A 13,433-nucleotide genomic window follows, 5' to 3' on the forward strand; every position below is an offset into this window, starting at 1 on the left:
ACAATTCATTCGCGAAGTGGAGTGTGCATAATGTCCTACAAGAGCCACGTTTCATCGCAAGATCGTCTATTCTCGGCCATTGAAGTTCGGCAAATTGACCGAAATGACCTATGGCGCGCCCTTAAGCGAGGGACGTCAGATTTTTTTGACAGTCCGACTCACCCGGTATTTCTGACGGCAATTTATTTGATTGTTGCAGCGATGGTTGCCTTGTTCGGGCTGGGAGAAAACCCACTGCCACTGATATTTCCCCTGGTAGCAGGTATGGCCTTGATCGGTCCTTTAGCGGCCTGTGGCATTTATGAGCTGAGCCGCCGGAAAGAAAAAGGGCTGGATTATGCCTGGTGGCATGCGTTTGATGTGCTGTCATCGCCATCAAGGCCTGCCATATTATTGATGGGAGCGATACTGGCAGTCCTGTTTTTCTGCTGGATGCAGACCGCTATCGCGCTTTACGGGGTGTACTTTGGTGATCTGAATCCTGGCTCCCTGACAGTATTAATGGAGCAGGTGTTTACCACTGCGGCAGGTTGGCAATTGCTGATCAGCGGTTGTGCAATGGGCCTGCTTTATAGCGCAGTGGTCTTTGTCATGACCGTGGTCAGTTTGCCAGCCATGGTGGATAAACAGGCGCGTTTTGCACAGGCTGTGGGGCTGTCTCTGAAAGTCTGTTTGCGTAACTGGCAAACGTTGATGCTCTGGTATGTTGTCGTGGCGGCGCTGATGTGGGTAGGTGTGCTGACTTTCTTTTTTGGACTGGCCATATTGCTGCCCATTGTCGGCCATGCTACCTGGCATCTGTATCGCATGCTGGTCAATCGTGAGGTGGGAGCTCCTTAACAGGTTCTAAGCTGGTGGCTTGGGAATCAGTACCGGTGTTTTGAGCTTATACCGCTGGTAGGCTGTATTGTCCTGCCAGCGGGCATTGGCGCGCTTTTCCAGCAGGGGGATGCCACTGATTTTTGTGATCAGCAGGATAACGAAAACCGGGGAGACCAGCGTGACCCATTGCCAACCGCTTAATGCTGGCGCTGCGATAAAGGCTACACCCAGCCACAGTAAAATTTCTCCGAAATAGTTCGGGTGCCGGGACCATGCCCAGAGACCAGTGTTTATAAAAGGTTGTTCCGGGTTACTCTGCTGTTTGAGTCGGTGCTTGAAGCGACGTTTTTGCCAGTCCGCTATGCACTCTATCAGGAAGCCGGTGATCCACAGGCCCAGGCCTATAAAAGCCACTGGTCCCAAGGGCTTGCCGGATGATGTCGTAATCGCCGCCAGGGCCATGGCACTGCTGGCAATGACCCATAAGGCCTGAAGCGTCCAGGTCATGAGAAATTGTGAAAAATGCGGCTTGATTGTGTCGAACCGACCATCCTGGCCGTCTGTGCGTACGCGCAGGAAGAGGAAAGTTCCCAGGCGAAACGCCCAGACAGCAACAAGTGTGGCCAGCAACAGGGCGCGCGCATCCGGGGCGGTGGTCAGGTAAACAGCAGTGCCTGTCGCAGCAATAAAGCTTAAACTGCCGGTGAGGTCAAAAAAGTGCTCTGTCTGGCGTATCCAGGCCGGGATAAAGGCCAGCCAGTTCAGTGCCAGGACAATGATGGCACATAACAAAGCGACTGACAGGTTGATGTCCCCGATCATCAGGGTTTGAGCACCCGCCCCTGCGGCAGCGGCCAGCAGAAGCAGGGCAATGGTGGCAAGCAATGTGTAATGGGTCATGGCAACAGCCCTAGCCGTCTTCTAATGATTCCCATTGTACGTATAAAGCATCCAGATCGGATTGCAATGTCGCCATTTTATCCAGGGTCGGTTGCATCGATGCTGAATCCTGGTCATAGAAATCAGGTTCGGCCATTTTGGCTTCAATTGCTGCGATTTCGCTTTCTTTTTTCTCGATCCTGCGCGTAACCTGATCCAGTTCTTTCTGGCGCATGCGCTGGCGCTGGTGTTCCGCCTGTTTTTGCGCTTTGTCCGCTTTAGCCGGCTCAGAATCAGGTTTTTTCCTGGCTTTATCCGCTGCAGACTGCGCTGAGGGCGCTGTCAGGAAGGAATCCATTTTGCCGCCCTGGTCCCGCCAGTCCTGGTAGCCACCAACATACTCCTGGACATGATCACCGGCTTCAAAGACCAGACTGCTGGTAATGACGTGATCGAGGAATTTCCGGTCGTGGCTGACAATCAGCAGTGTGCCCTCAAATTCCAGCAACAGCTCTTCCAGCAGTTCCAGCGTTTCCATATCCAGGTCGTTGGTTGGTTCGTCCAGTACGACCAGATTGGCGGGATTGCTGAATAATTTTGCCAGGATCAGGCGGTTTTGCTCTCCACCTGACAGCGAGCGTACTGGTTGCCTGACCCGGTCAGGGCTGAACAGGAAGTCTTGCAGGTAGCTGATAACATGGCGCGGTTTACCCTTCAGGGTGATGTATTCACGGCCCTCTGAAAGGTAGTCGATGATGTTCTGGTTCTGGTCAAGCTGATTGCGAAGCTGGTCAAAATAAATAATGTCCAGATTTGTACCAAGCTTGACCTGGCCGCTGTCTGGTGTCAGCTCGCCCAGCAGTATTCGAAGCAGCGTGGTTTTGCCGCTGCCATTGGGGCCGATCAGCCCGATACGGTCGCCACGCAGGATTTTGCAGGAGAAGTTCTGTATCAGCGGTTTGTCATCGAAGCGATGGTGCAGGTCATTGGCTTCAATGACAATTTTACCCGAGGAGCTGCTCTGATCGAGCGCCATTTTGGCACTGCCAGCCAGTTCCCGGCGCTGTTTGCGCTCTTCCCGCATCTGTTTAAGCGCTCTGACCCGGCCTTCGTTACGAGTGCGCCGCGCCTTGATGCCCTGACGAATCCAGCGCTCCTCCTCGGCCAGCTTTTTGTCAAATTCCTGATTGGCCTTTTCTTCTGCCTGGAGCTGCTGCTCCCGGAAGGCGAGAAATTTTTCATAGCCGTAATCCCAGACACGAAGGTGACCACGGTCCAGTTCAACAATGCGGTTGCTCACGGCCTGGAGGAATTGCCGGTCGTGAGTGACGACCATGATGGCGCCTTTGAAATCCAGCAGGGTTTTCTCCAGCCACTCAATGGTCGGGATATCGAGATGGTTGGTGGGCTCGTCCAGCAGCAGCAAGTCGGGCTCAGCAATCAGGGCGCGGCCGATTGATGCGCGGCGCCGGCTACCACCTGAGAGACTTTTCATGCTCGCTGTGGCAGGTAGCCTGAGCATATCCAGAATGGCCTCAATGCGGTGCTCAACAGTCCAGCCGTCGACCTGTTCAATCTGTTTTTGCAGGCTGGCCAGCTTCTTCAGGTTGCTCTCATCAGCAAGGTCGACATCGGGGTCATAGGTAAGGTGGTGATAGTCTGATAACAGCTCCCCCAGCCCTTCCAGGCCGCTGGCGATGTAATCGTACAGCGCTATATCAGTGCGTTCCGGTAATGTCTGGTCCAGCCAGGCCACCTTGATATCATCAGCTCGCCACAGATCGCCGCTATCGGCATGCTGCTCACCCAGCAATACTTTCATAAAGGTGGACTTTCCTGCGCCATTTTGGCCAAGAATGCCAATTTTCTCGCCCTTATGAACGGTCAGCGATACACGATCCAACAATACGTGCTCACCAAAAGCCAGGGATAAATCGGATAAACGAAACAGAAGCATGATTAAGACAATACCTATTGGGCCGGTTTGTATTTAGGGCGCCGCAGTATAAACTTAAGCCCTTCATATAGCGAATAGCAAGTCACCCGGCCATTAGGATTTTCTGTGCTCACAATTGACCATCTCCCTGATTTTCTGTCTGATACCTTAGCGTGCTATTGGGAGCGTTTCAGCGAACAGCTTTCACCCGACACTCAGGCGTTGATGCAGCGCATCGAAACGCAGCCTGAGCTGTCACGACAAATTGCCCGGGTCTGGGCCTGTAGTGATTATGCGGCGAATCTCTGTATCGAAAATCCGGAAATACTGGCACAGCTGATTGACAGTGATGATTTGCATCAACCCAGTGTTTCCGGCTTGCGTGAGTCACTGCAATCAGCATTGAACGAACTCACCGCCATGCCAGCAGAAACAACGGACGATGCCTGGCAGTCGTTGCTGAAACAAGTGCTGCGACAGTTTCAGAAAGCGCAGATGTTGCGGCTGATCTGGCGGGATGTGACGCAGCAAAGTTCGGTCAGAGAGACTGCCGCAGATGTCTCGTTGCTGGCAGAGATCTGTCTGGATGTCACCCTGGAACTACTCTATCAGCGCCTCAGTGACAAACTCGGCGTGCCTGTAGGCGAGTATAGTGGCGACGCTCAGCAACTGGTTGTGCTGGGAATGGGCAAGCTCGGCGCGGGTGAACTGAATCTGTCCTCGGATATTGATCTGATTTTTGCTTATCCTGAACCAGGTGAAACGGAATCAGGGATCAGTTGTCAGCAATTTTTTCTGAAACTGGGGCAGCAATTAATTGATGCCCTCGATGCGGTCACAGCAGACGGGTTTGTGTTTCGGGTCGATATGCGGCTCCGGCCTTATGGCAGTGAAGGTGTTCTGGTGTGCAGTTTTGATGCCATGGAAAATTACTACCAGTTGCAGGGACGTGACTGGGAGCGCTACGCTATGATCAAAGCAAGGGCAGTGGCGGGTGACCTTGAAGCTGGGCAGGAGTTGCTGGATCGTCTCAGGCCATTCAGTTATCGCCGTTACCTGGACTTTTCTGCGATAGAATCGCTGCGCAGTATGAAGTTGCAGATCAACAAACAGGTTCGTCGCAAAGGCATGCACGAAGATATCAAGCTGGGTGCAGGCGGAATCCGCGAAGTGGAGTTTATTGTGCAGGCGCTGCAGATGGTGCATGGTGGGCGAGATAAGCAGTTGCAGCAGGTGTCACTCTACAAGGCCATGGATATGATCGTCGAAGGTGAGTACTTGCCGGAAGACACGATTCAGCAATTGCGAAATGCCTATAACTTTTTACGTGACCTTGAGCATAAACTGCAGGCATTCGCTAACAAGCAAACCCAGTCACTGCCCGATAACGCAGAAGAGCAGAAGCGTGTGGCAGTGGCGATGGCTTTTCCTGATGTCAAAGGTGCCAGCTGGGATATGTTGATGGACGTGCTCGAACAACACCGGGAAATTGTCCGCGGCCATTTCAAAGAGGTGATTCATCTGGAGGATGAGGATGATGATGCGGCCCGTCATGATGTGGACGTCACGGCGCTGGCAAGTTTCTGGCAAGGTGAAAAAGAAGCTGAGGCTGGTGAGGAGAAGCTTGCACAATTGGGTTTTGAAAACCCGGCAGGAAGTGTGGAAGTACTGCTGGAGTTTAAATCCAGTCGTCTGTACAAGACGCTTCCAAATGAAAGTCGGCAGCGATTCGCGCGCTTTATGCCCCTGATGCTGGCTACTTTAGCGCAAGAAAAAACGCCAAGCCTGGGGTTGTCTCGTGTGATGATTCTTGTCAATGCAGTTGCGCGTCGCACGGCATATCTGGTGTTGTTGTCTGAGAACCCCAATGCCATGAAGCAGTTTGTACAATTGTGTACAGCCAGCCCCTTTGTCGCGGAATTTCTTAGCCAGCATCCTGTGTTGCTGGATGAGTTACTGACCTCGGTACAACAACCGCCTGGAAAACAGGCTCTGGAGGAAGAGTTGGCTCAGGGGATACTGCGTATTCCGGAAGACAGTGTCGAAGAGCAGATGGAGTTTTTGCGATATTTCAAACAATGTCATACGCTTCAGGTTGCCGCTGCGCAGATAACCGGCTCGATGACCGTCATGAAGGTCAGTGATTATCTGACCTTCACCGCAGAGGCAATTCTGGAACAAGTGCTGGCGTTGTGCTGGCAGGAATTGACTCGCAAGCATGGGTTTCCTGTGAATGGTGATGGGCAACATGGCGCAATGGACTTTGTGGTCATTGCCTACGGCAAACTTGGTGGTATCGAGCTTAGTTATTTGTCGGATCTTGATGTGGTGTTTATTCACGATGGTGCGCTTGATGAGGAAACAGTAGTTGCCCAGGGGCAACGTGCGATTAACAGCCGTGAATTCTACACACGCCTGGCGCAACGCATAATGTCCATGCTGGGCACGCAAACTGTGTCAGGAAAGCTTTATGAAATTGACATGCGGCTGCGTCCCTCCGGTGAGTCGGGTCTTCTGGTCACGACACTACCAGCTTTTGAGAAATACCAGCGCAATGAAGCCTGGACCTGGGAGCATCAGGCATTGGTCAGGTCCCGTGCAGTAGCGGGGTCGACAAATATGGGGCGGGCATTCGAGTTGCTCCGCGCAAAAATACTACAGGAAACCAGAGACAAAGATTCTCTAACGAAAGATGTCGTAAAAATGCGGCAGCGCATGCGTGATGAATTGACACGCAAGGCAGGAAATAAAGCGAAAAACCCAGCCTTTGTTCTGAAGCAGGCGAAAGGTGGAATCGTTGATATTGAATTTATGGTTCAGTATATCGTTTTGTCAGGAGCCAGAGATTGCCCTGATTTAACAGAGTTCTCGGATAACATGAGAATCCTCGAAGCCGCTGAACGTTGTGATGTGTTGTCAGGAGGTGATATCCAGGTGTTGATGGAAGCCTACCTGGCCTTACGGTCAACCTTGCATGAGTTTGCACTGCAGCAGATTGATAGTAACACGCTCAGTGATGATGATGCGGCTGCTGTTCTGGATCCATTGTCAGACACAAGAGACAAAGTGGTAATGGTTTGGAACAAGTTGTTCCCGGACAACACCAAGGAAAGCAGAGCAGCATTATGAGAAAGACCTCTGATACTCAAGGCGAGACGGATGAATGTATCCTGATTGTTGGCCCTTCCTGGGTTGGTGACATGGTGATGGCTCAGGCCTTGTTCAAGGTGTTGAAACAAACGCGTCCGGGTTGTCACATTGACGTACTGGCTCCGCCTTGGAGTCGCCCATTGCTGGACAGGATGCCGGAAGTTGCCGGAGCAATCGATATGCCGTTGGCGCATGGTGAGTTGGGGTTGGCAAAACGCTGGCGTCTGGGCAGGTTCTTAAAGGGCAGACAATATGATCAGGTGATTGTTCTGCCGAATTCGTTTAAATCGGCGCTGGTGCCGTTGTTCTCTGGCATTCCGTTGCGTACTGGATGGCGCGGAGAAAAACGTGGCTGGGTACTGAACGATTGTCGTGACCTTGATAAATCTGCCTTACCTTTAATGGTACAGCGGTTCACGGCCCTGGGGGTTTCAGCAACAACAACTGTGCCTGACCCTACACCTGTGCCAGGGCTAAAAGTGGACCATGAGAGAGTCGCCCAAGTGGCTGGGAAATTTTCAATTTCCGCACATAACGGCAATATCCTGGCGTTGTGCCCTGGTGCGGAGTTTGGTGAGGCGAAACAGTGGCCAGATCATTATTACGCTGCTGTTGCTGAAAGTTATTTGCAGAATAACGAAAATGCCCGGGTAGTCCTGTTTGGCTCGGCGAAAGATCGTAGTGTTTGCCAGAAAATTGTGGACCAGGTCTCGTTCAGTTCCGGTATGTCGGCAAGTTCTGGACCCTGTTTGAATCTGGCAGGGGAGACCACACTGGCAGAAGCCGTGGACTTATTGTCCCTGGCAACCGTTGTTGTTAGTAATGACTCGGGTCTTATGCATATTGCGGCTTCTTTGCATCGGCCACTGGTTGCCATTTACGGATCCACTTCGTCTGATTTCACCCCGCCGTTGAGTGACCGGGTCGAAATGCTGGCGACAGATATAGTATGTCGCCCCTGTTTTAAGCGTACGTGTCCGTTACAACATAAAAGATGCTTAACAGAAATCACACCGGATCAGGTGCTCAGTGCGATAGAGAGACTGCAGCAACCCCAGATCGCCAGTAATGGAGCGGCCAGTATTGCAATTGTTGATTGTTAAAACATCATCACTGGGTGATGTTATTCATACACTACCGGCATTAACCGATGCTCAGGAAGCTGTCCCGGGGTTGAAGGTGGACTGGGTGGTGGAAGAATCCTTTGCTGAAGTCCCGTCATGGCATCCGGCTGTAGAGAATGTGATACCTGTAGCAGTAAGAAGGTGGCGTAAATCCTGGGTACAGTCGTTTCGCTCTGGTGAGGTTGCCCGGTTCCGGGATCAGCTACGCGCCAGGGAGTATGATCTGATTATTGATGCACAAGGGTTGTTGAAAAGTGCACTGATCTGCATCCAGGCTAGAGGGGTTCGGGCCGGTCTGGATCAGCACAGTATTCGTGAACCACTGGCCAGTCGCTTTTATCAGCAGCGGATAGCGGTGCAGAAAAACCAGCATGCCGTTCAACGGGTTCGAGAATTATTTGCCAAAGCGCTGGGTTATACATTCGATCACTCGGCTATTAATTATGGTATCAGTTTGCCCGGTATTGCTGAGCCTGAGGACGGTGTTACAGGCAAGCAATCTGCTATCATGTTTCTGCATGGCACAACCTGGGCCAGCAAACACTGGCCGCTGGCATACTGGCAGGACCTGGCACGTATTGCGACTGCTAACGGCTTTGAGGTTTTGCTGCCGTGGGGCAATTTACAGGAACAGCAGCGAGCGAAAGATATTGCGGATGTCTCACCAACGGGCTGTCGTGTACTGGAGAAATGCGGGTTGACAGAGTTGGCACTGTACATGAGTCAGTGTCAGGGAGTTGTTGCCGTTGATACGGGGCTGGGACACCTGGCCGCTGCACAGAATTTACCCGTTGTATCGTTGTATGGTTCAACCAATCCGGCGCTATCAGGCACTTTTGGCTATCATCAACTTCACCTAAAGTCTGATTTGCCTTGTGCCCCATGCATGAAGCGAGACTGCCATTATCAGGGAGAAGCTCAAGTCGATACACTCACTGATGGCCGCAGTCTGGTTGTGGAGCCTGCCTGTTATCGAACACATCCGCCTGGTCCAGTCTGGGATCACCTGTGTCGTCTGATGTCATTGGAGCAAGGTAGTTAATGCGCCTGGCAATTCTGATTTATCAATATTTCCCCTACGGCGGGCAGCAGCGTGATTTTCTGAAGATTGCGAAGCAGGCAGTGGCGAATGGTCATGACGTCACGGTTTATTGCATGAGATGGGACGGAGTATTACCGGAAGGAATAGCCGTCCAGCATGTGCCAGTGAGTGCAAAAACTCGGCACCTGCTTTATCAGCGTTACACCGAATGGGTGCAGGATAGAATTGCAGAGGAAGCATATGACCTGGTACTCGGGTTTAATAAGATGCCGGGTCTGGATATGTATTTCGCTGCAGACCCCTGCTTCGCGGCAAAGCTGGAGCGGGACAAGCGGCCACTGATCAAATACCTGCCGCGTTATCGTCACTTTCTTGCCTATGAGCAAGCGGTTTTCAGGACGGGTGCTGATACCAAAGTCATGTTGCTTTCTCCTCAGCAACTGGAGGAGTTTTGTCAGTATTACCCTGGCAGCAAGGAACGGTTGCATGTTGTGCCACCTGGTTTAAGTAGTAACCGGTTTCCCGGTGATGACAGGTTGGCACGACGTAAACGCTTTCGTGAGGCGCAAAACTTAAATAGTCATGACATCGCCATTGTTCAGGTTGGATCTGGTTTTCGAATTAAAGGTGTAGACCGATCGATTCGAAGTGTCGCTGCATTGCCGGATGATCTGCGCAACCGGTGCAAACTGTATATCGTGGGCCAAGGAAAAAGTGGTAGTTATCGGCGGCTGGCCAGGCGCCTGGGTGTCAGTCAACAGGTTCTGTTTCTGGGGGGTAGAGATGATATCCCGGATATTCTCAGTGGTTGTGACTATATGCTCCACCCGGCGATTCAGGAAAGTGCGGGTTATTCCATACTGGAAGGTATCGTGAACGGGTTGCCTGTGTTGACAACAGATACCTGTGGGTATGCTTATCATGTTGAGCACTCTGGCGCAGGTGTCGTCAGCCCAAGCCCGTTTAGCCAACAATCATTGAATGATGCATTACGAGATATGTTGCAATCGGATGAGAGACTGAAATGGCAGGAGAACGGACTTGCCTATGGGAAAGCAGCAAACCTCAGAGGAATGGCTGATTACGTTGTCACAATGCTGGAGCAGGAATATGCTCAGCGACAATCCGGGCAGGAGGCTGAGGTATGAGTCGGAATTATCGGTACATCGACCTGTCTTACCCTTTTAGTGAGATGTGGCGTGATCGTGATCCCTGGGATGAAGCTTGTAAACTCCAGGGTGAAGTCTATCGTGAAGTTGAGGGACGGCGTACATTACAATTTAGTCAGGGCGGTAATTCATTTTTCATCAAACTTCATGATGGGGTCGGCTGGCAAGAGATTGCCAAAAATTTACTGACATTCCGCAAACCGATTGTCGGAGCAAGGCAGGAGTATCTGGCTATCAAGGCAATGCAGTCCCTTGGCCTGGATACTATGAGAACTGCAGCCTATGCAGAAACCGGAGCCAATCCCGCAACGCGGAAATCATTTTTAGTGACACATGACCTGTCGCCCGCAGACAGCCTGGAAACGATTTGCGGGCAATGGCCGAGTACACCGCCAGCTTTCCGGTTCAAACAGAACATTATTGAAGAATTGGCCCGAATAGCCCGGCGAATGCACGAAAATGGCATTTTTCATCGTGATTTCTATTTGTGTCACTTTCTCTTGCCCGATGCCTGTGTGCCTTCGGATAAGTCGATGCCAGAGAATCTGCGGCTGCATGTCATTGATCTGCATCGGGCATTAATCAAGCCATTTGCTTTTCGCTGGACTCGCTGGCAGGTGAAGGATCTGGCGGCTTTATATTTCTCAACACTGGACTGTGGTTTTTCCCGGCAGGATTATTTTCGTTTCATCCGTCTCTATACCGGTAGACCATTGCGAGTGGTTTTCCAGCAGCAGCGGAAATTCTGGCAAAGAGTTTACCAGCGAGCAATGTCATTCCAGCAGCGTGAATACCGTAAACGTTTGCGTTCGGTATCGAGTCAGCTATACCAGAGCACTGATGAGAATCAGCGCACTGACCGGTTCGAACAAATGGCTGTTTATAAGAAATCGATCGCAGGTCCAGAACTTGAGACGTTTTTAAAGGATCCTGATGGCGCCATGGAGCAAGGTGTGATGCTTAAGGACGGAGATTCCACGACCGTTGTCCGTTTGCCGCTGGCTGGCCAGGATGTTGTGGTAAAGCGTTATAATATACAGAACACAGGCTATTTACTGCGGCGCTTGTTTCGGCCCAGCCGCGCCTGGTATTGCTGGCGTAATGCGCACTGGTTAACGGAACTGGGGCTTGATACGGCAGCCCCTTTACTCATGATTGAGCGACGCTGGGGCAGGTTGAGAAGAGAGGCATGGTTCGTTACACAGTGGCGCGATGGGGATAGCCTGCAGTCCATGATTGAATCGCAGGGTGGTGATAGTCAGGACTGGCAACATGTGATGAGTCAGGTGAAGCAGTTTTTGGACAGATTGCATCAGTCCCGATTTGTTCATGGTGATATGAAATCCAGTAATATCCTGCTTGATAATGGCGGGCTGGTTATACTGGATCTGGATAGTATGCGGCCAGAGTGGTGGAATGCTTCACTTAAAAAGTATAGCCAGCGTGACTGGAAAAGATTTAAGGCTAACTGGGCAGATAAATCATCAATGCCAGCAACAGGGTTTGATAGTGAGTAAATTATGTCGTTGATAACATTGGGCATTTCCGGAGAGCTTGGGCATGACCCGGCTGCTGCCTTATTTATTGATGGCGAGGTAGTGGCAGCTGTTGAAGAAGAGCGGCTGGTACGGCGCCGTCACGCCAAAGGGATGATGCCAATTGAGTCAGTGCGATACTGTCTTCGGGCCGGTGGCTTAAGACCGAGGCAAATTGAACAGGTAGCCATTTCCTATGCTCCTATCTCAATTTTTAGTCCAGCGCGCTGGCACTATGCAAAGCGACTTTGGTATGCACCTGATCGTGGCGTTGATGCTCTGTTTAACGGCAACAGGCGCTATCGTCGCTGGTTAAAACGTGTCAAACAAATGCTGAATGAGTTGGCGATTCCGGTAAACAAGATCAAAATTCATCCTGTGGAGCACCAAATGGCGCATGCGGCCAGTGCGTATTATTTTAGTGGCTTCAAAAAGAAAACGGCGTTACTGAGCCTGGATCTGCGTGGCGAATACGCAACCACGCTGTTTGCCTGGGGGGAAGAAGGACGCATACATAAGATTAAAGAATTGTATGAACCGGATTCGTTACCCGGGATGTACGCGTCACTTTGTGATTACCTTAATTATGACATGCTGGATGGTGAACCAAGGGTCATGGGTGTAGCCACGCATGGTGACCCCGACAAATATGATTTGTCGTTTTTGTCCGACTGTTCAGGTGAGAATTTTCGCGTTAATACGCGAATGATTCGCACAGTGGGAGTCCGTCGCTACAAGTATCGCAGTGTTGGTCATGCTTTCAGCCAGGAACTTGTTGATGAGCTGGGGCCACGACGTCGTAATGACATTTTCAAAGATCCTTATGTGCACTATGCTGCTGCCATGCAACAACTCTATGAAAAAACTGTCATGCAACTGGCAACGCATTACCTGTCAGGTATTGCCAAAGAAAGTGGTCAGTTGGCGCTGGCTGGTACCGGCGCGTTTAATGTCAAGCTAAACAAAAAATTGCTGGGCTTGCCCTGGGTACGTGAACTTTCTGTGCAACCCATTGCCGGTGATGCGGGTGCGGCGCTGGGGGCTGCTGCATACGCGGTTGCACGCCAGAAAAAACCGGTAAAACCGCTGAATCATAATTATCTTGGGCCCAGCTATAGCAGCGAACACTGTATTGATGCCTGTAAAGAACACAGAGAAAGACCTCATTTTGAAGTGCTGGATAATGCGCCTGACAAGGCAGCTGAACTGCTGGCTCAGGGGCATTTGGTGGGCTGGTTCCAGGGGCGTGCTGAGTTTGGCCCGCGGGCATTGGGTAACCGAAGTATTCTCGGTAATCCTCGCGTCAGTGAGAGCGTGGGGGAGATTAATGAAAAAGTGAAGTTTCGCGAAAAATGGCGAGCGTTTTCTCCCAGTATGCTTGAGTCAGTTGCATGTGAGATGTTTAATTTAAGCCATCCGGCGGATTACATGACAATCGCATTTGATGTCCATCAAAAATGGCGGGAGAAGTTTCCTGCTGTGGTTTACAAAGATGGAACGACCCGGGCGCATGTCGTGAAAGAAAAAACCAACCCGCAATTTCATGCGCTGTTACAGGCCATGGAGGAACGCACAGGAGACGGTATTGTCCTCAATACCTCCTTAAACCGGCCTGGAGAAGTACTGATCTGTACGCCGGAAGATGCGCTGAATATGTTTCATGGCTCTGACCTGGAATATCTTATTATGGAAAATATTCTGGTAACCAAGAAGTCAGGGGATGAAATCAAAGGCTGGGACTAATGAGTCATCAACATTGTTCTGTTAAATAACAAT

9 protein-coding genes are annotated in these 13,433 nt (G+C 51.2%); 7 read left to right on the forward strand and 2 right to left on the reverse strand.

The genetic code is table 11. The features are described from left to right. Window positions 1-30 precede the first annotated feature (30 nt). A complete protein-coding gene (locus PSCS_RS07935; protein ID WP_068811528.1) occupies window positions 31-840 on the forward strand; it encodes a DUF2189 domain-containing protein in 810 nt (269 codons plus the stop codon). A gap of 6 nt (window positions 841-846) precedes the next feature. Here the strand turns inward: PSCS_RS07935 and PSCS_RS07940 are convergent, their stop codons facing one another. Together PSCS_RS07940 and PSCS_RS07945 are read right to left on the reverse strand one after the other, a co-directional pair. Beyond that, window positions 847-1,722 (reverse strand): DUF1295 domain-containing protein, encoded by an 876-nt coding sequence (locus PSCS_RS07940; RefSeq protein ID WP_068811530.1) that lies wholly within the window; start codon window positions 1,720-1,722, stop codon window positions 847-849. A 10-nt stretch (window positions 1,723-1,732) separates the two neighbouring features. Then, window positions 1,733-3,658, reverse strand: a complete 1,926-nt coding sequence (locus tag PSCS_RS07945) for an ATP-binding cassette domain-containing protein (RefSeq protein WP_068811532.1) — start codon at window positions 3,656-3,658, stop codon at window positions 1,733-1,735. A gap of 105 nt (window positions 3,659-3,763) precedes the next feature. Here PSCS_RS07945 and glnE point away from each other — a divergent pair, with 105 nt between their 5' ends. The 6 genes from glnE to PSCS_RS07975 are packed head-to-tail and all read left to right on the forward strand — an operon-like array spanning window position 3,764 to window position 13,400. Continuing rightward, on the forward strand, window positions 3,764-6,766 hold the full coding sequence (glnE, locus tag PSCS_RS07950) for a bifunctional [glutamate--ammonia ligase]-adenylyl-L-tyrosine phosphorylase/[glutamate--ammonia-ligase] adenylyltransferase (RefSeq protein ID WP_157885660.1): 3,003 nt from the start codon (window positions 3,764-3,766) through the stop codon (window positions 6,764-6,766). Next, window positions 6,763-7,890, forward strand: a complete 1,128-nt coding sequence (gene waaF / locus PSCS_RS07955) for a lipopolysaccharide heptosyltransferase II (RefSeq protein ID WP_068811535.1) — start codon at window positions 6,763-6,765, stop codon at window positions 7,888-7,890. Before glnE ends, waaF begins: the two co-directional genes overlap by 4 nt. Next, entirely contained in the window at window positions 7,871-8,953 is a 1,083-nt protein-coding gene (waaC, locus tag PSCS_RS07960; protein ID WP_157885661.1) for a lipopolysaccharide heptosyltransferase I, read from the forward strand. Before waaF ends, waaC begins: the two co-directional genes overlap by 20 nt. Beyond that, window positions 8,953-10,101 (forward strand): glycosyltransferase family 4 protein, encoded by a 1,149-nt coding sequence (locus PSCS_RS07965; protein WP_068811538.1) that lies wholly within the window; start codon window positions 8,953-8,955, stop codon window positions 10,099-10,101. The genes waaC and PSCS_RS07965 overlap by 1 nt, the downstream gene beginning before the upstream one ends. Further along, window positions 10,098-11,639: a lipopolysaccharide core heptose(I) kinase RfaP gene (gene rfaP, locus PSCS_RS07970; RefSeq protein WP_068811539.1), complete on the forward strand. Its 1,542-nt coding sequence runs from the start codon at window positions 10,098-10,100 to the stop codon at window positions 11,637-11,639. Before PSCS_RS07965 ends, rfaP begins: the two co-directional genes overlap by 4 nt. Before the next feature lie 3 nt (window positions 11,640-11,642). Beyond that, window positions 11,643-13,400, forward strand: a complete 1,758-nt coding sequence (locus PSCS_RS07975; RefSeq protein ID WP_068811541.1) for a carbamoyltransferase family protein — start codon at window positions 11,643-11,645, stop codon at window positions 13,398-13,400. The last annotated feature ends 33 nt before the right edge of the window (window positions 13,401-13,433 follow it).

The organism is Pseudohongiella nitratireducens (assembly GCF_001642735.1).
GTDB lineage: Bacteria > Pseudomonadota > Gammaproteobacteria > Pseudomonadales > Pseudohongiellaceae > Pseudohongiella > Pseudohongiella nitratireducens.